This is a genomic window from Kosakonia cowanii JCM 10956 = DSM 18146, from assembly GCF_001975225.1.
GTDB classification, from domain to species: Bacteria; Pseudomonadota; Gammaproteobacteria; order Enterobacterales; family Enterobacteriaceae; genus Kosakonia; species Kosakonia cowanii.
This window is the reverse complement of record NZ_CP019445.1, coordinates 1,913,180-1,934,411: the sequence shown is the minus strand read 5'-3', so window position 1 is coordinate 1,934,411 and position 21,232 is coordinate 1,913,180. Positions and strand designations below refer to the sequence as shown.

Annotated in this window: 12 protein-coding genes and 1 pseudogene; 2 read left to right on the top strand and 11 right to left on the bottom strand. The window is 58.8% G+C overall.

Going from position 1 to position 21,232, the window contains the following annotated elements:
- The first annotated feature begins 35 nt into the window (after positions 1–35).
- The gene (locus BWI95_RS08940; RefSeq protein WP_054802679.1) at positions 36–1,352 is read left to right on the top strand and encodes an MFS transporter; all 1,317 of its coding nucleotides are present in this window, start codon (positions 36–38) and stop codon (positions 1,350–1,352) included.
- A 39-nt stretch (positions 1,353–1,391) separates the two neighbouring features.
- Here BWI95_RS08940 and BWI95_RS08935 read toward each other — a convergent pair whose 3' ends face one another.
- Together BWI95_RS08935 and pdeH are read right to left on the bottom strand one after the other, a co-directional pair.
- Positions 1,392–3,446 carry an AsmA family protein gene (locus BWI95_RS08935; protein ID WP_076769360.1) on the bottom strand — a complete coding sequence of 685 codons (2,055 nt, stop codon included), beginning with the start codon at positions 3,444–3,446 and terminating at the stop codon, positions 1,392–1,394.
- A gap of 67 nt (positions 3,447–3,513) precedes the next feature.
- A complete protein-coding gene (gene pdeH, locus BWI95_RS08930; RefSeq protein WP_076769359.1) occupies positions 3,514–4,284 on the bottom strand; it encodes a cyclic-guanylate-specific phosphodiesterase in 771 nt (256 codons plus the stop codon).
- A gap of 231 nt (positions 4,285–4,515) precedes the next feature.
- Here pdeH and kdgK point away from each other — a divergent pair, with 231 nt between their 5' ends.
- Positions 4,516–5,445 carry a 2-dehydro-3-deoxygluconokinase gene (gene kdgK / locus BWI95_RS08925; RefSeq protein WP_076769358.1) on the top strand — a complete coding sequence of 310 codons (930 nt, stop codon included), beginning with the start codon at positions 4,516–4,518 and terminating at the stop codon, positions 5,443–5,445.
- A gap of 41 nt (positions 5,446–5,486) precedes the next feature.
- On the opposite strand, the gene BWI95_RS08920 is transcribed toward kdgK, so the two are convergent.
- The 9 genes and pseudogenes from BWI95_RS08920 to bcsR form a co-directional block, all read right to left on the bottom strand.
- Complete coding sequence (locus BWI95_RS08920) at positions 5,487–6,977, bottom strand: M16 family metallopeptidase (RefSeq protein WP_054802680.1); 1,491 nt, start codon at positions 6,975–6,977, stop codon at positions 5,487–5,489.
- A gap of 216 nt (positions 6,978–7,193) precedes the next feature.
- On the bottom strand, positions 7,194–8,480 hold the full coding sequence (locus BWI95_RS08915; RefSeq protein ID WP_023482021.1) for a dicarboxylate/amino acid:cation symporter: 1,287 nt from the start codon (positions 8,478–8,480) through the stop codon (positions 7,194–7,196).
- A 249-nt stretch (positions 8,481–8,729) separates the two neighbouring features.
- Positions 8,730–10,340, bottom strand: a pseudogene (locus BWI95_RS08905) (EAL domain-containing protein); the annotation flags it as partial.
- 219 nt (positions 10,341–10,559) lie between these two features.
- Positions 10,560–14,048 (bottom strand): cellulose synthase complex outer membrane protein BcsC, encoded by a 3,489-nt coding sequence (gene bcsC / locus BWI95_RS08900; RefSeq protein WP_076769357.1) that lies wholly within the window; start codon positions 14,046–14,048, stop codon positions 10,560–10,562.
- Positions 14,030–15,136: a cellulose synthase complex periplasmic endoglucanase BcsZ gene (bcsZ, locus tag BWI95_RS08895; protein ID WP_076769356.1), complete on the bottom strand. Its 1,107-nt coding sequence runs from the start codon at positions 15,134–15,136 to the stop codon at positions 14,030–14,032. Before bcsZ ends, bcsC begins: the two co-directional genes overlap by 19 nt.
- A gap of 6 nt (positions 15,137–15,142) precedes the next feature.
- Positions 15,143–17,539, bottom strand: a complete 2,397-nt coding sequence (gene bcsB, locus BWI95_RS08890) for a cellulose biosynthesis cyclic di-GMP-binding regulatory protein BcsB (protein ID WP_076769355.1) — start codon at positions 17,537–17,539, stop codon at positions 15,143–15,145.
- 25 nt (positions 17,540–17,564) lie between these two features.
- Positions 17,565–20,168 carry a UDP-forming cellulose synthase catalytic subunit gene (gene bcsA / locus BWI95_RS08885; RefSeq protein WP_076769354.1) on the bottom strand — a complete coding sequence of 868 codons (2,604 nt, stop codon included), beginning with the start codon at positions 20,166–20,168 and terminating at the stop codon, positions 17,565–17,567.
- Positions 20,165–20,911: a cellulose biosynthesis protein BcsQ gene (bcsQ, locus tag BWI95_RS08880; protein ID WP_054802681.1), complete on the bottom strand. Its 747-nt coding sequence runs from the start codon at positions 20,909–20,911 to the stop codon at positions 20,165–20,167. Before bcsQ ends, bcsA begins: the two co-directional genes overlap by 4 nt.
- Positions 20,912–20,922: 11 nt before the next feature.
- On the bottom strand, positions 20,923–21,111 hold the full coding sequence (bcsR, locus tag BWI95_RS08875) for a cellulose biosynthesis protein BcsR (protein WP_023482010.1): 189 nt from the start codon (positions 21,109–21,111) through the stop codon (positions 20,923–20,925).
- Positions 21,112–21,232 lie beyond the last annotated feature (121 nt).

The following is a 21,232-nucleotide window of genomic DNA, read 5'->3' as shown; positions in this document are numbered from 1 at the left end:
ATGCTCGTTCGTTCGCCTAAAAATAAGAAAACATTATGCAAGCTACAGCTACAACCTTTGACAACGAGCAGGAAAATCCCCCGGTAAACTCGCGCAGAAAAGTCGTCGTCGCCTCGCTGATTGGCACCGCCATTGAGTTCTTCGATTTCTATATTTACGCCACCGCCGCGGTTATCGTTTTCCCGCATATCTTCTTTCCCCAGGGCGACACCACCGCAGCCACGCTGCAATCACTGGCAACCTTCGCTATCGCCTTTATCGCCCGTCCTATCGGCTCCGCCGTTTTCGGCCACTTTGGCGATCGCGTCGGGCGCAAAGTCACCCTCGTCGCTTCGCTGCTGACCATGGGTATCTCTACCGTCGCCATCGGCCTGCTGCCGGGTTATGAAACCATTGGCGTGATGGCACCGCTGCTGCTGGCGCTGGCCCGTTTTGGTCAGGGCTTAGGTCTGGGCGGTGAGTGGGGCGGCGCTGCGCTGCTGGCCACCGAGAACGCGCCGCCGCGTAAACGCGCGCTGTATGGCTCCTTCCCGCAACTGGGCGCGCCTATCGGCTTCTTCTTTGCCAACGGCACCTTCCTGCTGCTCTCCTGGCTGCTGACCGATGAGCAGTTTATGCAGTGGGGCTGGCGCGTGCCGTTTATCTTCTCTGCCGTGCTGGTGCTGATTGGTCTCTATGTTCGCGTCTCGCTGCATGAAACCCCGGTCTTCGCCAAAGTGGCAGCGGCGAAGAAGCAGGTGAAGATCCCGCTTGGCACGCTGCTGACAAAACATGTGCGCGTGACGGTGCTGGGCACCTTTATCATGCTGGCGACCTATACGCTGTTCTATATCATGACCGTTTATTCGATGACCTTCAGCACCTCGCCGCAGGGCTTAGGTATGCCGCGCAATGAAGTGTTGTGGATGCTGATGATGGCGGTAATTGGTTTTGGCGTGATGGTGCCGATTGCCGGTCTGCTGGCGGATGCATATGGCCGTCGCAAGAGCATGATTGTCATCACCACGCTTATCATTCTCTTCGCGCTGTTCGTCTTCCCGCCGCTGCTGGGCTCCGGTAGCCCGGCGCTGGTGATGACCTATCTGCTGATTGGCCTGAGCCTGATGGGATTAACCTTCGGCCCGATGGGCGCGCTGCTGCCGGAGCTGTTCCCGACGGAAGTGCGCTATACCGGTGCCTCGTTCTCCTATAACGTCTCGTCGATCCTCGGCGCCTCGGTAGCCCCTTATATCGCCACCTGGTTGCAGGCGAACTACGGCCTGATGTATGTCGGCTTCTACCTGGCGGCAATGGCGGGGTTAACCCTTATCGCCCTGCTGCTGACCCACGAAACCAAGCATCAATCCCTCTGATGATTCCCCCCTCTCTGTCACCAGAGAGGGGTTTTCCTTTTAGCGTTTCATCTGTGACAGAATCGCCTGGCACTGGTTCTCTTCGCCTTCCGAGGGGGAGATAAGCGCCAGCAGCGCGGCGGCTGGCGTCACCAGCGTTGCCAGCGCGGCCGCCACTGCGCCACGGGCAATCAGCGGACCCGGTTTCACACCGGCCTGCGGGTTCTTAAAGCTACCGCGCACATAGAGCGGTGAACGCAGCGTGACGATGCGCACCCCTTTGCTCTCCGGGTTGATGGTCAGGTCGAGCTGTTCAGAAGCCATGCTGGCGGTGCCGGTAATGTTAATCAGCGCGTTTTCCGTATCGAAGGCGAAGATCTGCGGCCGGGCAACGCCGTTAACCAGATCGAGGTTAGCCGCCGCGCAGTTGACGCGCACTTCATCATCGCCAAACAGTTGACCGACCACATAGTTCCCGACGTTGAGGCCGACGATCTCCATCAGGTTGCGGCTTATCAGCCCGTCGTTCATCAGCAGCTTCAGGTTACCGTTGCTGGTGCCGAGCAGGGCCGCTACCGAGTTGCCGACGCCGCGGAATTCAGCATCACCGTTCATCTCGCCGAGGGTTTTCTGCATCAGTTCAACATCGGGCATCAGCTGTTTCAGCTTCAGCTTACGCGCCTGAATAGTAGCGCTGCCCTGCATCGGTTTCTTATCTCCTTCGAGATGAATGTTCGAGGAGATAATGCCGCCCGCAAGGCCAAACTTCAGCGGTTGCAGGCGCAGGTCAGCGTTTTTCAGCAGGATATGGGTGGTGAGATCGCTAATCGGCAGCGAGGAGCCGTGCTCAATGCGGCGGCCTTTAAAGCGCACATCGGCATCCATCACGTTCCACTTATCCGTTTCAAAGCGATCGTAAGGCAGCACTTTGTCGGCAGGCTGCACCGATTTCTCGCCCTTTTTCTGCTCCGATTTCTTCGACTGCTCGGCCCCTTTACCAGAATCGACGCCAATCAGCGGCCCGAGATCCGCCAGACGCAGCTGGCGCGACTCGACATCGCCCTCCAGTTTCGGGCGCGGTTTGCCATTGGTATAGGTCAGGGTGCCGTGAATATCGCTCTCGCCGATATGGCCGTTGAAGTTGCGATAGTCGTAGACCGCACCTTTGTCGCCGTTGAGTTTCGCCACCAGACGACCATCCGTTTCAAACGGCGGCGTATCGGGCAGCAGCACGCCGGTCAGTTCATAGAGATCGCCCAGCGAATCGCCGCCAAACTTCAGCTTCAGATCGACGCCGCCCATATTCATCGGATCTTTCACCGTGCCGACAAACGCCACGCGGGTGTTACCGGAGCGGAAATCCGCCTGCACCGGGAATGGCGTCGTTTCGCTGCGCAGCGACAGCATGCCGCCAATTTTACCTTCGCCGCTCAGCGGCTGGTCGTTGTAGCGCCCTTTCGCCTTCAGGCCGAAGACATAATCGCCCGCTTTGTTGCTGTCATCCTTTTTACCGGTCACTTCGCTGAATGGCAGCGGTTTGCCCAGCGGATCGACCTGAATGGTCATGTCGGCGCGGCTCACCGCGTCATCAATGACAATTCGTCCTTTATCAAACAGGATGTTATCGAGACGGAATGACCAGGAGGAGGGTTTAGCGTTGGCATCGGCGTTCTCATCCGCTGCGAGGGTAAAGGTCCAGTTGTTGAGCTTTTCCGAGCGGCGAATCAGCCGCGCATCGGGCTGTTGCAGCTTGATCCACGGCAGATAAACGGTTTTGGTAAACAGCGCTAACGGCGAAATCGTCGCGTCTACGCGCGGCAGATGCACCATGGTGATCTCATCGATCCCCGGCGGGTTACCCAGAATAATATCTTCGGCGTGAATATGCGGCCATGGGATCCAGCTGCGCCAGCCGGTCTCCTCTTTTGGTCGCGCCCAGTTAACGCCAAGATCGCCGCGGATCGCGAAGGGGCGATTTAGCTCAGTGGAGACTTTTTCATTAATAGTGGGTTTAAGCCGGTTCCAGTCAAATGTCGCAATGATGACGATGGCCACCACAATAACCAATAGCAGCGTCGACACAACCGCCGTCACTATTTTGCTCGTTCTTGTCATTGATATGCCTTTTCCTTTAAAGCCTTACCTCTCATAAAGATAGTAGACCTGGCGGAAAGGGCAGCGGTTAAAGATCGAGAATTACATTCTCAAGATTGGCCAGCGGAACCGGACGCGAGAGGAAATAGCCCTGCGCGGCAAAGGCGGGCGAGTTTTGCACATCGCGCCACTCCTCCAGCGTTTCGACGCCTTCGACGATCACGCCCTGGCAGTAGTGGTTCATCAGTTGCAGCAGCAGGGTGAAGAGATTCTGCCCTTCCGGCGTTTTGCGCAGCATCATAAAGAGCTCCCGCGCGATTTTGATGTAGTCGTAACGCACTTCGCTCAGCGCGGAGAAGTTGGCCATGCCGGTACCAAAATCATCCAGCCACAGCGGGCCAATCTCGCAGATGGAAGCAAACGACGAGTCCTGCGGTAAGCCAATATGCTCCACCAGTTCGAAGCGGATCCACGGTAGCGAATCGACCAGCGCCATGACGTCACCATACTGCCGCATCGCCAGCAGCGTTGGGCCATCGACATTCACCGACGCCAGCACGCCGTGCTGCGCAAAGAACGCTTTCTGCTTCGCCAATAGCGCAAGCTGTTCATGCACCACATCAATACGCTGGCGCACCGGCACTTCTGAGAAGTAGCGATCGGGCGCGATACGTTTTTCCGGCTGCGAGGGGTGAGTTACTACGGTCAGCACTTCAATCGCCATCAGACGACCATCGGTTTTATAGATGGGCTGGTAAGTGTACGCACGCTCGCACTGCAGCCAGTAACGGTGCTCGTGCAAGCTTTCGACATTCATATGAGGAATGTCTGGCGGCGTGTTGACCTGCTGTAACGTCATTTCTGCTGTCCTGTCGATGGGGATGATCTGGAGGAACTCGTCAACAGGTTATCGGCGGGTGTGCTGAGAACTTTACCTCGGGTTGCCCGGCAAAACGGAAAAAGCGTAGCGTGCTAATTGCAGGTAATACGTCTTAGCTCAAAAAAATAGTGGAACGATGTTTTAATATAGTTGACCACAAAACAGCCCCATCGCACACTAGCGATAATTTATCTGATTCAGGTTACGACTATGTCCAGGAAAATTGCCGTCATCGGCGAATGCATGATTGAGTTGTCACAAAAAGGCGCAGAAGTTAACCGTGGCTTTGGTGGCGACACGCTGAACACCTCTGTTTATATCGCCCGCCAGGTCAATCCGTCGGCGCTGGCGGTGCATTACGTTACCGCGCTCGGTACCGACAACTTCAGCCAGCAGATGCTCGACGCCTGGCAGCAGGAAGCGGTTGATACCAGCCTGACGCAGCGTATGGAGAACCGTCTGCCGGGCCTCTACTACATCGAAACCGACAGCAGCGGCGAGCGCACCTTCTACTACTGGCGTAACGAAGCGGCGGCGAAATTCTGGCTGGAGAGTGAACAGTCGGCGGAAATTTGCGAAAAACTGGCGACCTTCGACTACCTCTACCTGAGCGGCATTAGCCTGGCGATTTTAAGCCCCGGCAGCCGGGCGAAGCTCCTGTCACTGCTGAAAGAGTGCCGCGCCAACGGCGGCAAAGTGATTTTCGATAACAACTACCGGCCGCGCCTGTGGGCGAGCAAAGAGGAGACCCGCGAGGTCTATCAGCAGATGCTTGCCTGCACCGATATCGCCTTCCTGACGCTGGATGATGAAGATCTGCTCTGGGGCGAGCAGCCGGTGGAGACGGTGATTGAGCGCACCCAGCAAGCGGGCGTCAGTGAAGTGGTGATCAAGCGCGGCGCGGACTCCTGCCTGGTGGCGATTGCCGGCGAAGCGGTGATTGAGGTCCCGGCGGTGAAGCTGCCGAAAGAGAAGGTGATCGATACCACGGCAGCGGGCGACTCCTTCAGCGCCGGTTACCTTGCCGTGCGCCTGACCGGCGGTGACGCTTCTGAAGCGGCGAAACGCGGGCATCTTACCGCCAGCACCGTTATCCAGTATCGCGGCGCGATTATCCCGCGCGAGGCAATGCCGGAGTAATAGCAAAAAGCCCTCGCTAAACAACGAGGGCTTTTTTTCACTTACTGCTGCGGTGGGATATCCGACACATCCGGTCGCACATCCTCACTGGCGGCGGCGGGCGCGGCGGTCTGCGGTTTCATCACCTCGTCCCACGTTGCCTGCAGATCCTGCATGTTATGCTCCGGCTCGCCTTTCGGCTGCATCAGCACCAGCGTCATCTCCTGCGACAGCTGTTGATGCAGATCCTGGTTCAGCATCTGCGGCGTCAGGTTGTCGAGAAAACGCTGGCGCAGTTTCTGGTACTGCTCCGGCGCGATATCCACCACCTGGTTTTGCAGGGAGCGCATCCGCTGGCTGATGAGAATATCGGTATCGGCGCGCGCATAAGTGGCAAACAGCTTTTGCAGTTCGAGGGACTTCTGCGCAATCAGCGCCTTCAGCTCCTCTTCCGGCAACCCTTTTTCCCGCACTTTCGCCAGTTCACGCGCAATCACGCCGGTATTGGCGTTCAGCTTGTCGTTTGGCGAATCGACGTTAATGGCGCACTGCGCGCGCTGGAACAGCACGCGGCAGTCAAAACCGAGACTCAGATCTTTGGCATTGTTCTTGTTGAGGCTCTGCTGAACGTGCCAGAACAGCGCTTCACGGGCTAAATCTGCGCGCCAGTAGCGCTCCAGCTCCGCCGATTCGCGGATTGGCTGCCAGGCCGACTCCCACATGATCGACAGACGATCCTGGGTGACCGCCTCGCTCATCAGGCTCACCGGCTGATGCGGCAGCGGCGAAAGCGTCGCGACCGGCGTCGGCGTCTGGCGTTTGCCTTTCAGCTCGCCAAAGGTTTTGGTGATCTGCTCGGCGACCGCGCGGCTGTCGACGTTACCGACCACAATCAGCGTCATCGCATCCGGCGTATACCATTTTTCATAGAAATCTTTCAGCTGCGCGGCATCGACCGGCGCTTTCACCTCGGCCGCCGGATCGTGGCTCAGCAGCGACGACCCTTTCAGGCGGTAGCGCCACCAGCTCTCTTTGGTGTCGGCAGGCCAGGTCGCGACCATATCATTGCTGCTCAGCGCGTAGTTTACCGTCTCTGGGGTAACGGTGAGTTTCCCGGCAGCATCGGCCAGGTAGACCATCGCCTCTTTCAGCAGATCGCTGCGGTTATTCGGCAGGCTGAGGTTATAGAGCGTGTATTCGTAGGAGACCAGCGCCGGCGGCAGCGGGCGTTTCGGGTCAATACCCTGTTGCCAGAGAGATCGCACCTGCGCCGGTTCGAGGCGGCCGCTATGGGTTAAGGCAACGCGGGGAATAACGTGACTGAAACCGCTCTGCTGCGCATTTTCAGTGAGCGAGCCGGTATCAATCGAGAGTCGGATTTCAATACGATCGCTGGGGCGCTGCGGAGTGGAGAGAACCTGCCACTGGAAACCATTCGCCAGCTTGCCTTGTTGCCATGCCGGATCGGGCTGGAGCGCCTCTGCCTGCACATAACCGGCCGCTGCCAACATCAGCAACCCGCCTGTTAACAATCGAATTTTTGTGCCCTGCATGAGAACCCCTAATCAACATTCCTGGTTAAAAAGTATGCCGCCCATAGGTCAATGGACAGACATAAAACACTCCGCTTTTAGACCGCAGGAAACGCAAAACGTCACAGCGCGAAGTGAAGAATCCCGAAAATTCAGCGTGAATTGTGACGGAAGCAAGAGGGTAATTATGCTTAGCTGCCCGTAGTCAGACAAGGACTACGGGCGTAAGTCTTGAAATTATGAAGAGATTTCTGACGTTTTTGCGGCGCTGGTTCGATTATTAAGCGTATCGTTGAGCTGTTTTTCATCCAGCTCTTTAACCCATTTCGCCACCACAATGGTCGCTACGCCGTTACCGACCAGGTTGGTCAGCGCACGCGCTTCGGACATAAAGCGGTCAATACCGAGGATCAGCGCCAGGCCCGCAACCGGCAGGTGGCCAACCGCAGAAAGCGTCGCCGCCAGCACGATAAAGCCGCTACCCGTAACCCCGGCCGCCCCTTTGGAGGAGAGCAGCAGCACCACCAGCAGAGTGATCTGATGGAAAATATCCATATGGCTGTTGGTCGCCTGCGCAATAAACACCGCCGCCATCGTCAGGTAGATAGAGGTGCCATCCAGGTTGAACGAATAACCGGTCGGGATCACCAGACCTACCACCGATTTGCGGCAGCCCAGGCGCTCCATCTTCTCCAGCATGCGCGGCAGCGCCGATTCGGAGGAGGAGGTCCCCAGCACAATCAGCAACTCTTCACGGATATAGCGAATGAATTTGAAGATGTTGAAGCCGGTGACGCGGGCGATAGTCCCGAGCACAATCACCACAAACAGAATACAGGTTGCGTAGAAGCAGATGATCAACTGACCCAGCTGCACCAGCGACCCGACGCCATATTTACCGATGGTGAAGGCCATCGCCCCGAACGCACCGATGGGCGCCAGGCGCATGATCATGTTGATGATGCCGAAAATCACCTGCGAGAAGCTTTCGATGACGTTAAAAATCAGCTGGCCTTTGTGGCCCAGTCGATGCAGGGCAAAGCCAAACAGCACGGCGAAGAGCAGCACTTGCAGGATGTTGCCGCTGGCAAAAGCGCCAATCACGCTCGCCGGGATGACATCCATAATAAACGCCACAATCCCCTGCGACTGCGCCTGTTCGGCGTAGACAGCTACCGCCTTGGCATCGAGGGTGGAGGGATCGACGTTCATCCCTGCGCCGGGTTGCACGACGTTGACGATAATCAGGCCGATGATCAGCGCCAGCGTACTGACAATTTCAAAGTAGAGCAGTGCCACCGCGCCGGTACGCCCGACCGCTTTCATGCTCTCCATACCGGCAATACCGGTAACAACGGTACAGAAGATAACCGGCGCGATGATCATCTTGATGAGCTTCACGAAGCCATCACCAAGGGGTTTCATCTGTGCGCCGAGTTCAGGGTAGTAATGGCCAAGCAAAATACCGATAGCGATCGCTGTCAGGACCTGAAAGTAGAGACTTTTAAACAGGGAGGTTTTCATAAGGTGTCCTTGAGATTAACCTCAGGCTTTATAGGGTTTTCGGTTAGCCTGCGGATTAAAAATAACACCCGTCCTGAATGACAGAAATGTGCTTACAGCGTTTCTGAAACAAGAATGTTAAAAACTTTGAGCTGACTCGCACAATCTCGTAACAAAGTAACTATTTTAATCAACGCCCGCAGCCGCCAGATAGCGCTTCTCAAAGGCATCTGGCGATACCACCTCATCCTTAGCGGAAAAGAGCTGACGTTCACAGAGATCGAGACGCAAACTCTGGGGCGGAAGATCGTAGTGGCGCAGCCGCTCAGCAACCCCGGCAACATTCGCCTGCTGCAACAGCGCCTCAGCGGGAAGCGCCACCGCCAGCGGCAGCGTAATGCCCCGTGCCTGCCAGTCGGCCAGCAGGTGACACGCCTCTTCCAGCATCCAGTCGCACACTTTGCCCGTCAGCCCGCAGGCCTCGATTTGCGCGAACAGTTCTGCGTCTGCAACCTCGTTATTATCGGACTTACGTAAACGCAGCAGCGCACGGGCGCTGAGCACTTCGCTATCCGGCTGTGCGCGCAGCGGTTGCAGCCAGAGCGCAAAACGCTGCTGCTCAAGAGCAGAGAGAATGTCAGCTTCCTGCGACAGCCAGCGCTGGGCCGCTTCGCGCTGCTGCGCATCGAAGAAGTGGATCTGGTTTTTGCCATTTCGCTGGGCGGCGGCAAGGGCGGAAGTGGCCTGCTGCATAAGCGCCTGAGCAGAGTGCGTGCTGCCCGTCATTGCCACCCCAAGGTTGGCGTGAGGGCGCAACTGAATGCCCTTTAGCGGCACACGCTCGTTAATAACAGTGAGCACTTGCTTACTTAATTTCATCGCCTGCCAGGGCTGCTGAATGGCGGGCGCGAAGAGGGCAAAATCGCTGATATTAAGCTGCGCCAGCAGCATACCCGGCGACAGCACCGATTTGAGCTTCTCCACCAGCGTCAGTAGCAGCACTTCACGCTGATCTTCATGCAGCACCCCGGCGGTGTCGCGCAGGGTATCGCTGGAGATAATCAACAGCGCCGCGCGCGCATCGGCGGTGACGGCCTGCTCAAGCAGCGCCAGCAGGACGGCTTTATTCGGCAGTTCGGAGACCGGGAAGCGCACCGATTGCGCATGGCTCTCCTCCTGCTGATGCTGTAGCTGCTGCTGGTTGCGGTTATAGCTGCGCACAATGCGGCCAATTTCATCATCTTTATGATGGCGCGGCAGCGGCAACTGGTGGCCGGGCAGCGCCTGCGGCGGTATCTCATCCAGTTCGCGGGCGATTTTACGCAGCGGGTGCATCACCAGCCGGTTGATACACCAGGTGAGCGCCACGGTCAGCATTAACGTCAGCAGTAAGTAAGCCGTCACTAACGTTGATAATGTGCTGATAACAAACTTATAAACGCGGTACGAGTCTGCCTGCAGCACAAGGTAAGCCAGCGGCTGCGGGTTGACCGGGCGCTCAAGCGAATAGATGGGCAGTGAAATCTGGATCGGCAACTCAAACATGCGGGTGATGGTCACCGGCACCGGGCGCTCGGGAATAAAGCGCATGCGCAGCGCCTGGAACTGGTTGGGTAACATCACGTCGGCGCGGCTTACCACCCCGGCGGGTTTAATCTGTTTGATGATCGCTTCGGCTTCAGGAATATCCGCCTTTAAAATTGCTGCCGAGAGGGGTTCGCGCACAGAGCGGGCGATACTTTCCAGTTGCGTAGCCGTGTTATAGCGATTCTGCTGCAGGAAATGGAACAGCAAAATAACGCAAAAAATAAGCACAAAGAACATGGAGACAACAGCAACCATGGCCATTTGTTTGATGGTTAAAGAACGGCTAACACGCAAAATCACTCTCCAGAGAAACAATCGGCGCAGAGGATGGGTCAGGATGACTCTGCCGCCAGAGTATACTCTATCGCAGGGCGATTAAGATAAGGGGCTACGCAGATTCTCATTGGCCCGCGAGTGGCGCAAAAAGATGAAATAACGCTTTGAATCTTAGGCGATTAATCGCCGCGCAACGCAGCCGATGCGCGGCGATCTTCCGCCAGGAATAGTCTATTTTTACCAGTCGGCCTGCGGCACCAGCGGTTGTAGCGGCATATCCATGTCACCCTGCCAGCCCGCGCCGGAGTAGCGCACATAAATCATCCCGTGGCTTGGGGTGTAATCTTTCGCCTGCTGAATATCAATGCCCGCACCGACAAACCAGTTGTTGGTCACCCGCCGCTCGACCAGCGCCCGCGCCGTATAACCAAAGCCGTTACTGTGGCTTCCGCTCTCAGGGATATCACGTGCGCGATTGCGGAATTCTGACGGAATGAGATCTAAACGCGGATAGCGCGGCATGGTTTTATTACGCGAATGGGACCACGACGCGGAACCGCCCAGCTCCCACGACCAGTTCTCGGTGCGTTGACGCCACAGCACCGGCACCGCGAACGAGAGGTACTCCTGCGGGCTGTAGTAACCGCCCTGGCCCAGCGTGTAGTTGCTCAGGTCTTTGTCGTAGTGCCAGATCATGTTGTTCAGACCGACGGTAACGCGACGATTATTCTCGTTAATCAGCTTGTAGTAGTAGCCGGTCATCCAGCGCACGCGCCAGTTATCGTCGACGTTTTTCCCCTGCAGCGTATCCGCGCCGAGGCTTGCCCAGACGCCGTTGGCTTCACCCTTATCGTAACTGAGGCTCAGCGTAGCGCCGTTGGCGCGCACCCCGCCCCAGGTTTTCCCGGTGTTGGGATCTTTCTGCCCGCCAAAGGCCAGCAGCGAGCTGGAGATAGCGCGACGGTGTAGATCAACGGTGTAACCGAGCGGCCCGGCATCTCCGCTGTAGCTCACGCCGCCAACCACATCGACAACGTTAAAGCCCATCGGCGTAGTGCCGATATCCATCCCCCAGCGCTCGTTACGCCAGCCTGCGCCAATACTGACGCCGCGATCGGACTGATGGCGGTTACCGCCCACGCAAGTAATGTCTCCACAGGTACCAAAGTTCGGGCTGTAGGTGCCATCGGCTTTTTGGCTGAAGGTACCAACATCCATATCCACCATGTCGGCGCGCAGCAACAGCCGTCCGTCTGCCAGCGGCGTATCCGCCTGCAACATGGTGGTGTGGCCTTTCAAATCGGAATAGCCGCCGGTGCCGCTGGAGCCGGAGTACTCATGTTGCAGCGTGACGTTGAGATCCTGCTGGCGATAGAGATCCGCCGCATCGCTGCGCACGCCGCGCTTCAGCCAGTCATCACGCTCATCGTTGCGCGTCAGGCGAGTAAAAGTGTCGTTATCGGCAGGGCGCTGCGGCGTAATGCCTGCGGCGACCATCGCCTCTTTATAGTGCTCCAGCGCCTGCTGTGGCGCGCCGTTCTGCGCCTCAAACCGTGCGGCATCGCGCAGCACCAGCGCGCTCTCCATCGACGGCGGCTGCGCTTTGGCCTGCGGCACAATGGCGCTGAAAATGCGTTTTGCGCTGGCGCTATCGCCAAGCTGATTCTCTACCAGCGCCAGTCGCCGCTGGGTGTTGATCGAGGGCGGTTCGCCGCTGGCTGAGGCCGCAGGCAGTTTCGCCAGCTGCGCCCGCGCCGCCAGCGGATTGCCGCTGTAGGCATAGAGTTCAGCCAGCCCGAGCAGAGCCTCTTGATTAGCCGGTTCCCGCTTGAGCGCGCGCTGATAGTAATCCTGCGCCTCGGTGGCGTCGCCGCGCTGCTGCGCCCAGTCGGCAAGGGTTAAATCGAGCCGCGTGCTCGCCGGTTGCTGGGTTAATAGAGCGATAGCCTCATCTTCGTGGCCACTGTCGCGCAGACGGTTCGCCCGATCCAGCAGTTGGTTGCTTTGCAGCCGGTCGGCCAGCTCCTGAATATTGCTGTTCCACTGCGCTTTCGGCAGCGTGTTGAGGTGATTCAGCGCTGCCTGTGCCCGCTCGGTGCCGGAGAGATAGAGCCCGTAGGCGTAAACCTGCTCCGCATCGCCCGCTTTCTGCGTCGCCAGTTGCCGCATCAGGCTGTCTGCTTCACCCGCCTGCCCGGCCTGGCGCAGATCGCTCGCCAGCCGGTAGGTGATCCAGACGCTGCCCGGATCGAGCGCCAGCCGCTGGCGTTGCAGCGCGGCGGCCTGCGCCCACTTGCCTTTGCTCTCCAGCGCCTCGGCCTGCTGCGCTAAGCGATCATTGTTCAGGCCGCGTTCAATATCGTCGATACTGCGCCGCTGGCTGGCGTTGAGGGAGCGGATAAAGCTTTCGGCTTTTTCCGGCGACTCGGCGCGGTAAATATTGGCCAGCCCGCGCACAGCATTGGTGTTTTCACTGTCCATACGCAGCGCCTGGCGGTAGAAGGTCTTTGCCGCGGCGTTATCTTTGCGCGCTGCCGCCGCGTCACCGAGGCCGAGCACCGCGTAGCTGTCGCTATTATCCGTTGCCCGTGCCTGCTGGTAGTAACGCTCGGCCTGCGCCGGATTATTGGCTTTTAACGCCGCATCGCCCTGCTGGATCAGCAGCCAGTAGCGGTTGGTTTGCAGCAGGCTGTCCCACTTGCTGCGATTGCCGCTGTTTGGATCCATGGCGATCGCTTTTTCAAACTGCGCCACCGCGCGGGCGCGATCGCCGCGTTGGGAATAAGCCTGGCCCAGCGCGCCGACGGCTTCGCTGTCGGCACTGTTAGCATTAACCGCCTGCTGTAGCTCACCAATCGCTTTCCCACCCTGCCCGGCATCGACTGCCGCAAGGCCGGTGGCACGGGCGCGAAACGCCGGGTCAGCCAGCTGTTTTTGCTGCGCCGCCAGCAGGGAACGAGCGTTATCGACCGTGTCGCCAGCGGAGAAGATAGTCAGAAAATGTTGTAATGCTTTCACGCTGGCATCGCTGACCGGCATACGCTGGATCTGCTGATACCAGAGCCCGGCTGCGGTGTCGCGCCCGGCGTTCGATTTCGCCATCTCCTCCAGTAGCGCGTAGCCCTCGGCATCGCGCCCGTCGGCAAACAGCATCTGCGCCAGACCGCCCTGCAACTGCGCATTTCCGGGGTTACGGCTGTTCAGAGCCTGCAATCGGCTGACCGCCTCGTTGTGGCGCGCCGGCACTTTTGCCACCAGCAGCCAGTACTCAACGGCGATATCACCTTCCGGCGGGTTGCCTTTAAACAGCGCGTCATAGGCGGCAATCGCCTCCTGCGTGTGGCCGGTGGTAGCTTGTAAACGCGCCTGTTGCAGCGCCTGGCGGCCTTCAGCCGAGGAGAGCGCCATCGTCGTCACCGACGCTTTATAGGCGCTGGAGTCCGGTGCCAATTGCTTTAAGCGGTCGAGCTGTTTCTGCGCACCGGCACTGTCGCCCTGGCGCAGCAGATAGCGCATACGCGCCGCCACCACTTCAGGGTTATCGGGGTCGATCAGTTCAAGGCGATAGAGCGACTGGCGCACCAGATCTTCGCGGCGCGCGCTTTCGCCCAGACGCACCTGCGACAGCAACTGCTGCTGCGCGCTGGTTGGCTCGGCCGCCCCGGCGGCAGGTGCCAGCGAGAGGCCGATTGAAACACAAAGAAAACTTACGACGAACTTGTGCATTCCGCGCCCCAGTCAGGTTGTAACTCACCGCGAGAGGTGAAGCGAAAACGGTGTTGATCCCAGCCCTGGCCGAACAGCGTCAGCACCGCGCTGAAGTAGGCATCATCGCCGGGATAGTGGTCAGCAACGCGCTGGCGCTGCACGGCCTGTGCGTCACGATCCTGCAAGAAGGGAAGCATCGAGGCGGAAAAACCAACCGGGCCATCGCCGCGGATCTGCCCGCTGGCAACATCCACCTTCTCCGGCACCACGCCATTTTTTATGGTGGCAGTCGCCATCGGCTTCAGTTTGTTGAGCAGGCGCGCTTTTTGCGGATCGGCATCATTCATCATGCCGACCCAGAGATAGACGCGGATGGCATCGTAGCTGCTGACCAGCGTTTTACCTGGCTGTAGCTGCCACCCTTTACCCTTCTCGTAGCGCACCCAGTCCGGTGAGAAGCCTTTCGGCGCGGTCTCCAGCAGCAGGCGCAGGTTGGTTTCACGCAGCGTCGACCACGGCGCGCCAAAGCGGGTGAAGTAGCTCGCCAGCTGCGGCGGGAGGTAGCTCGGATTAAAGCGCCACGTTGTCGGTTCAGCGAAGCTGACCTTACCCGGCAGCAGCATGGAACCGAGCCCCGGCACCGTCACCACTTCCTCTTTCGCAATCCGTGTCAGCAGGGATTTACCCAACTGGCTGTAGCGATCCTCTTTCCACAGCCTGCCCGCCTCCAGCAGCGACCAGGCGATCCAGATATCGGCGTCAGAGGCAGAGTTGGTGTCGAGCACTTCCCAGCCGTTATCGGCCTTCTTGCCCCACAGCCAGGCGGGAAGCTGCTTGTTCAGCGAGCCTGCGGCGAGATTATCTTCGGTCCAGCGCAAAACTTTATCGAACATGGCGCGATCGTTAGCCGCCAGCGCGAAGAAGAGCGCATAACTCTGCCCTTCCGAGGTGGTGATTTTGCGCGAATCGCTCGGGTCGATAACGCGCCCGCCGTCGCTGATATAGGCCTGTTTAAAGTGGTCCCAGGCCGGCCAGCTACAGGCGGCGCGAACGTTCATCGCCGCCATCACCAGCATCGCCATCACCACCCAGCGTACGCTTTTCATTACCGTTTACTCATGATCCGAAGGGTCAAGACGGCGGCGGCTGATGATACGCAGCAGACGCCACAGCACCCACGCCATCAACACCACGCAAACCGCAGCCAGCACCGCCAGCAGCACCGGATGGTTCGCCAGCGCATACCAGATGCGCTCAAACCACGGTAGGTGGCCAACGTAGTAAATATCGCCAACGCGCAGGCCATTTACCCCCGATTCACGGATCACCGTCACCGAGCCGTAGATCGCCGCGCGCTTGCCGCTGTCGTTAATCGCGCCATTCAGCAACTCATAACCGCGCGGGCTGTCGGCAAGCAGCGCCACCACGCTACGCTGGTCGTTGTACGGTGACTGGAAGCCGATAATCGCCGCCATCGGGCCATCAGAAGTAATGCCGGTTTGCGTATCGGCCTGGCGGTCGGCTGCATCCGGCACAATCGACGCGAACGGCGTCTGGCGCAGCGGGGTTTTCACCCAGCTCTGGGCGGCATTCACCAGCAGATCGATATGCTTATCATCTTTCAGCTCAGGCGGAATGGCACCGATGATCATGATATCGGCGTCTTTATCCTTGATCTGGTTGCCATCGCTGGTTAGCTGCACGTTAATTGCCGGGAAACCGGTCTGCGCGCCTACCGTGCCCAACGAGTCGAGCAGCGTGGAGACCTGTGCCGGCGTCGGCTGCGGCGGCGTCACAACGATGGTTTGCGACAGATCCGCCATGCGGCTGAACGGGAAGCCCGCATTGGCAAAGGCACGCAGATCCGGCATCGCGAGGAAGTGGTAATACTTCGAGAAGTCGATGGTGGAGTCATCGCCAATCACCACGCGGTTCGGCACCTGCTGGAAAGTAACGCAGTTATCAATCGTGCCGCCCGGCATCGGGTTCATATACTGGAAATCGAAGCGCAGCTGGTTCACCGCGCCGAGTTTCAGCGCCGGAATGGAGACATCCGTTTTGCTGTCGAGCAGCCCTTGCAGCACCGGCAGACGCAGCAGCAGGTTGTTGCTCTCCTGGGTGCCGGTCAGGTTGAAGTATTGCAGGAACTGGTTATTCAGGCTGATATCCATCCGCGAGCCATCTTTGGTCGGCGGCGCGGTATAGCGATAGTTGAGGTTCATGTCGATGCCGGTGCTGCGCAGCAGATAGAGATCCGGCGGCAGGTTCAGCGACAGATTGATGGACGAGGGCTGCAGGCCGGTCGCCTGCAGCTGCTCTTCGTAGCCTTTCAGCTCGCCAAAGGTCACCGCGCGGTCGGTGCGCACCCAGTTTGGCGCATCGTAAGGCTGGCGGGCCAGCAGCGGTTTCACCTCATCCACCGTCACGCTCTCGCCGCGGAACAGCACATTGCCCTGGGCAATGCCTTTCGCCGCCTGCAGCAGATCCTTATCGTCACGCCCGCTGATCACCAGCAGCTTCAGGTAAGGGTTGTTCGGGTGGTTAACCATTGAGATGGTCGGCCCCTTCGCTGGCGGCAAATCTTTAAGGAAATCAGGACGCTTATCGTTGGTGGCAAAGATAATGGCGTTGCTCTCCGGCAGCGCGTTATAGGAGACCGGGAAGGTCTGCCCGCGCCAGCCGGTGCGTGAACCGAACCACGAAGCGACAATCGCCGCCGCCTGCTGCTGCGCGATATCCGGCGCGCTGGCGAAAACCACCGGCAGCGTCAGCGGGCGGTTATCGCGCGGGTCGTAGAACGGGATCGGGAAGTGGGAGAGATCGTTTTTCACCGACAGCTTCTGGTAGGTGAGATCGAGCGAACTGCTGCGCCCGATATCGAGCCACAGCGTTGAGCTGGCCGGGTTTTCACACACGTCGCGATAGTGGCCGACAAACTCCAGCCGCACGCGGTTAAAGTCGGTGATAAACAGCGGGTTGATCGGCATCTGCGCCTGGGTTTTCTTACCCAGTTGCTCTTTGGTCACCGGCAGCACGCCCATCAGCTCATCGTTGAGATAGACCTTCAGCTGCGACTGCACCGGTAACAGCGACGGCGACGGCGTGTACTCAAGGTTGAGCACCGCATTCGAGACCACTTCATCGCTACGCGTACCGAACTCAATCCCGCCATTCGGGTTGATACCGCGCAGCACCATGCTGCCCGGCGGCGGCGCGATCTCGGCGAAGGTGAGTTTCACGTCGCGTGACGGCGCATTGGCGGCCACCACAGGCGCATTCGCCCCCTGCACGCCAGGCATCACCTGGCCAATGACAGTCTGGCCTTCGGTCGGCATGGTTGGCGTAACGCTCTCCGTCTCTCCCGGCGCAGGCGTGACCACCGGTTGAGTCGCTGGCGCGACGGCGGGCACGCTCGGCGCGGGTTGCGCAGGCGCTGCGTGGGTCATCATTGGGGCCAGCGTGCTCATCCCCACTGCCACTGCACACATCCAGGATAATTTTCTTTTCATCGCGTATTCATCATTGTTAAGCCAATCACGTCATCGGTTGCTGCACGGCCACATTCCGTTCCGGGCGGCGCGGAATAAATGACACCACCCAGGACACCAGCGCGGTGAGCGAGCGGAAAATCACTTTGACGGACGATGGAGCAAATTCCGCGAGATGGCGGTAGCCGCGGAAACCCAGTTTTAAAATATCCAGCAGGCTCTCCAGAGGTTTATCCTCCGGGAAGCTGTCCTGCCACAGCGCCCAGGTATCGGCGCGGGCGAAGGTACACTGCACAAAATCGATATGCTGTTTGGTGGTCAGCGGCAGCAGTTGCAGACCCACTTCATTACCGTTGACGCGCGCTACGGTCGCCGGGAAGGCGTACTCCTGCTGGCCGCGTTTAAGCAGCAGGCTCACCTTCTGCCCTTCCAGCACCTGCGCCTGACCGTTGATCTTGATGCCCAGCCCACCGTCAGAGAAGTCCTGCACGGTACAGGAGAAGAGGTGCCCATCTTCACGGGCAATCGCCGCTGGCATGGTCATCTCCACGCGGTGCGCGCGGCGCACCTGTTTGCTCTCCACCGACACCGCCACCGCGCCGCCGAGGATCACCATGTTGTAGAAGACCCACGCGATACTGACGAAAACCGTGAGAATTTCATTTTCCGGGCCGTAGAAGTAGCGCCAGATGCCGACCGCCACGCCGAGCAGGTTGAGCAGCACGAGGAAGATATAGGGGCGCGAGATCACCCAGTCGACATACTCCTCTTCGACCAGCCCGCCTTTAGCGGTAACGTTGAACTTCCCTTTGTGCGGGTTAATCAGCGCCACCAACGTTGGCGGTGCGATATACCACGCCAGCACCGTTTCGTAGATCTCACTCCAGAAGGAGTGGCGGAACTTGCCCTGGATTTTTGAGTTAGTCAGGCTGGCGTGCACCATATGCGGCATCACAAAGAGCGCAATCATGATCGCCGGGGCATAGATGATGTAGGCATGCAGCAGCAGAAACGCCAGCGGCGCGGTCAGGAAGATAAGCCGCGGAATGCCCGACAGGAAGTGGAACATGGCGTTGACGTAGCAGAGCCGCTGGGCAAACTTCAGCCCTTTGCCCATCAATGGGTTATCGAGGCGGAAAATCTGCACCATGCCGCGCGCCCAGCGGATACGCTGCCCGATATGCGCCGAGAGGCTCTCGGTCGCCAGCCCCGCCGCCTGCGGAATACGCATATACGCGGAGGTGTTGCCAAGGCGGTGCAGGCGCAGCGAGGTGTGCGCATCTTCCGTTACCGTCTCAACCGCAATGCCGCCAATCTGATCCAGCGGCCCGCGGCGGATCACCGCACAGGAGCCGCAGAAGAAGGTGGCATCCCACATATCGTTGCCATCCTGCACCAGGCCGTAAAAGAGCGTGCCTTCGTTCGGCGTTTTACGAAAACGCCCGAGGTTGCGTTCAAACGGATCCGGCGAGAAGAAGTGGTGCGGGGTCTGCATCATCGCCAGCTTCTTCTCTTTCAGGAACCAGCCCATGGTCATCTGCAGGAAGGAGCGCGTCGGCACGTGGTCGCAGTCGAAGATCGACACGAACTCCCCCTTCGCATACTTGAGGGCATTGTTGATGTTGCCCGCTTTCGCATGCTCATGGCTGGTACGGGCGATGTACTCAACGCCGACCTGTTTGGCGAACTGGCGAAACTCTTCGCGGCCGCCATCATCCAGAATCCAGACCTTGAGCTTATCTTTCGGCCAGTCGATACCCAGCGAGGCGTAAATGGTGTTTTTCACCACGTTGAGATCTTCGTTGTAGGTCGGAACAAAAATATCGACCGACGGCCAGAGCGACATATCTTTCGGCAGCGGCACCGGCTGGCGGTTAAGGGGCCAGATCACCTGGAAGTAGCCGAGCACCAGCACAATCCACGCATAGGTTTCAGCAAACAGCAGCACCAGGCCGCACACCAGGCTGACCGGGTCGTCCCAGTTGAGGGTCGAGGTGTAGCGCCACCAGATGTAGCGGCAGGAGACCGTCAGGGAGAGCACCACCAGCATCAGCACCGAGAAGCGCCCCGGAATGCGCCGCACCAGCAGCGCCACGCCCCACAGCAGAATCAAAAAGACGAATTGCGACAGCGGGTTAAAGGGCTGGGTAATACATAAAATGGCGAGCAGGAACGAGAAGACCACCACGGTGCCAAGAATAATGCGCCGCACTTTCGGGTTGATGTGCCCCAGCTCTTTTTTATTGTCGAGATGACCGGTGCGCTGTGTCATGCGCTCCGGCAGCGTTTCAAGGAAGTTATGCCAGCGCCCGCGCAGCACGCGAAGACGGGCAAAGTGCTGGCGACGCGGCGATCTCGGCGCGCCCAGCGGGAGCGTCACCATCAGCCACAGAGTTTGAATCAGGTAGCGCGCCGGGTCGAGCGGGCGCGGACGGTCAGGATCGATATGCGGAAACCAGTGGTTCTGCTGCGCACGAAGCTGCTGCCAGCGCGGGTGCTCCAGCGGGATAAACATCCAGGCGAGGATCGCCCAGAAACAGCCCAATGCCGCGCTAAAACGCGGTGCGCCATGGTCGCGATAATGCTGATAGCGCGCGTTCAACCGCGCGCCCACTGGCGGAATAAGCAGCCAGGTGGCAAGGCGAATCATGCCTCACTCCCCTGTACAGCAGGCGCGAAATGGAGCAGACACCAGTTGGCCAGCGTCAGGATCTCCTCGGCCGCCAGCGCATCGCTGCGGTACTCGCCGAGCGGCTGCTTCGAAGCCAGGCACTCTGCCATCGCCTCATCGCGGTGGATCACCATCGGCATCATGCGCGGCTGGCTTTGCAGCCACACCTGCCAGAGATCGTCCTGCAACTGGCTGCCAATGCGCAGATCGTTAATTAACAGATGCGCACCGGTGGGCAGAGGCTGCTGGTGCAGGCGCACATGGCAGTTGGTATCGGGTTTGATAATGGTAAAGAGATTGTCGCAGAGATCGATAAAGTGCCGCGCCAGCGGTGATACGCCGTGCGGCAGGTCAATCAGCACCCATTGATAGTGCTGCTGGGTTGTTAACCCTTTCAACGCGGAGGTCAGCTGTGCTGCCACGGCGTCAAGCTGCGCGGCATTCTCCCACTCGTTGGCTGCCAGACGGCCAAACGGCAGCAGGTCGAGCTGCGTGGTGTAGCGCATGCCCGCATCGCGCCACTCGTTGCCGTCCAGCAGCGACCGCGCCCAGCCGGTTGGGTTCTCATATTCGACATTAAATGAGAGGCGCAGAAGGTTATCCGGGCAGGCATCAATTACCAGCACCGACTCACCTAAGAGTTGCAGTGACCAGGCCAGAGCCGCGGTGATCGAGGTCGTCCCCACGCCACCACGGATCCCCTGTAGTCCCAAGATGGTCATCCACGGGTCCTTTATTGTTGACGGGCTAATTCAGCCAGCAGCGGCCAGCGCTTAATCGCGGCGGCAAGTTGTTCGCGCTGGGAAATATCGGCATAGTCGATTTCAGGCAGGGAAAATACCCGGCTAAGCACCAAAAAATCGTTCTGGAATGTGTAACCCAGAGTCGGGTCAGATTGCGTAACGGGTTCATTTTTTTTCATGTTGGCCCGATCCCAGTTGCATATAAAATGATGTAAGAAGTCACAAGGCATCGTGCCCAAGAAAATGCGTTTACATGCTAAATCTGATGTTCTTTAATTTCAATGTTAGGTTTATTTCTCG

What these genes read in the sequence shown, in the direction of transcription:
- bcsZ (WP_076769356.1), bottom strand. Translation starts at nt 15,136, where the DNA reads ATGAAAAGCGTACGCTGGGTGGTGATGGCGATGCTGGTGATGGCGGCG.
- BWI95_RS08920 (WP_054802680.1), bottom strand. Translation starts at nt 6,977, where the DNA reads ATGCAGGGCACAAAAATTCGATTGTTAACAGGCGGGTTGCTGATGTTG.
- kdgK (WP_076769358.1), top strand. Translation starts at nt 4,516, where the DNA reads ATGTCCAGGAAAATTGCCGTCATCGGCGAATGCATGATTGAGTTGTCA.
- bcsQ (WP_054802681.1), bottom strand. Translation starts at nt 20,911, where the DNA reads ATGACCATCTTGGGACTACAGGGGATCCGTGGTGGCGTGGGGACGACC.
- bcsB (WP_076769355.1), bottom strand. Translation starts at nt 17,539, where the DNA reads ATGAAAAGAAAATTATCCTGGATGTGTGCAGTGGCAGTGGGGATGAGC.
- BWI95_RS08935 (WP_076769360.1), bottom strand. Translation starts at nt 3,446, where the DNA reads ATGACAAGAACGAGCAAAATAGTGACGGCGGTTGTGTCGACGCTGCTA.
- BWI95_RS08940 (WP_054802679.1), top strand. Translation starts at nt 36, where the DNA reads ATGCAAGCTACAGCTACAACCTTTGACAACGAGCAGGAAAATCCCCCG.
- BWI95_RS08915 (WP_023482021.1), bottom strand. Translation starts at nt 8,480, where the DNA reads ATGAAAACCTCCCTGTTTAAAAGTCTCTACTTTCAGGTCCTGACAGCG.
- bcsR (WP_023482010.1), bottom strand. Translation starts at nt 21,111, where the DNA reads ATGAAAAAAAATGAACCCGTTACGCAATCTGACCCGACTCTGGGTTAC.
- pdeH (WP_076769359.1), bottom strand. Translation starts at nt 4,284, where the DNA reads ATGACGTTACAGCAGGTCAACACGCCGCCAGACATTCCTCATATGAAT.
- bcsC (WP_076769357.1), bottom strand. Translation starts at nt 14,048, where the DNA reads ATGCACAAGTTCGTCGTAAGTTTTCTTTGTGTTTCAATCGGCCTCTCG.
- bcsA (WP_076769354.1), bottom strand. Translation starts at nt 20,168, where the DNA reads ATGATTCGCCTTGCCACCTGGCTGCTTATTCCGCCAGTGGGCGCGCGG.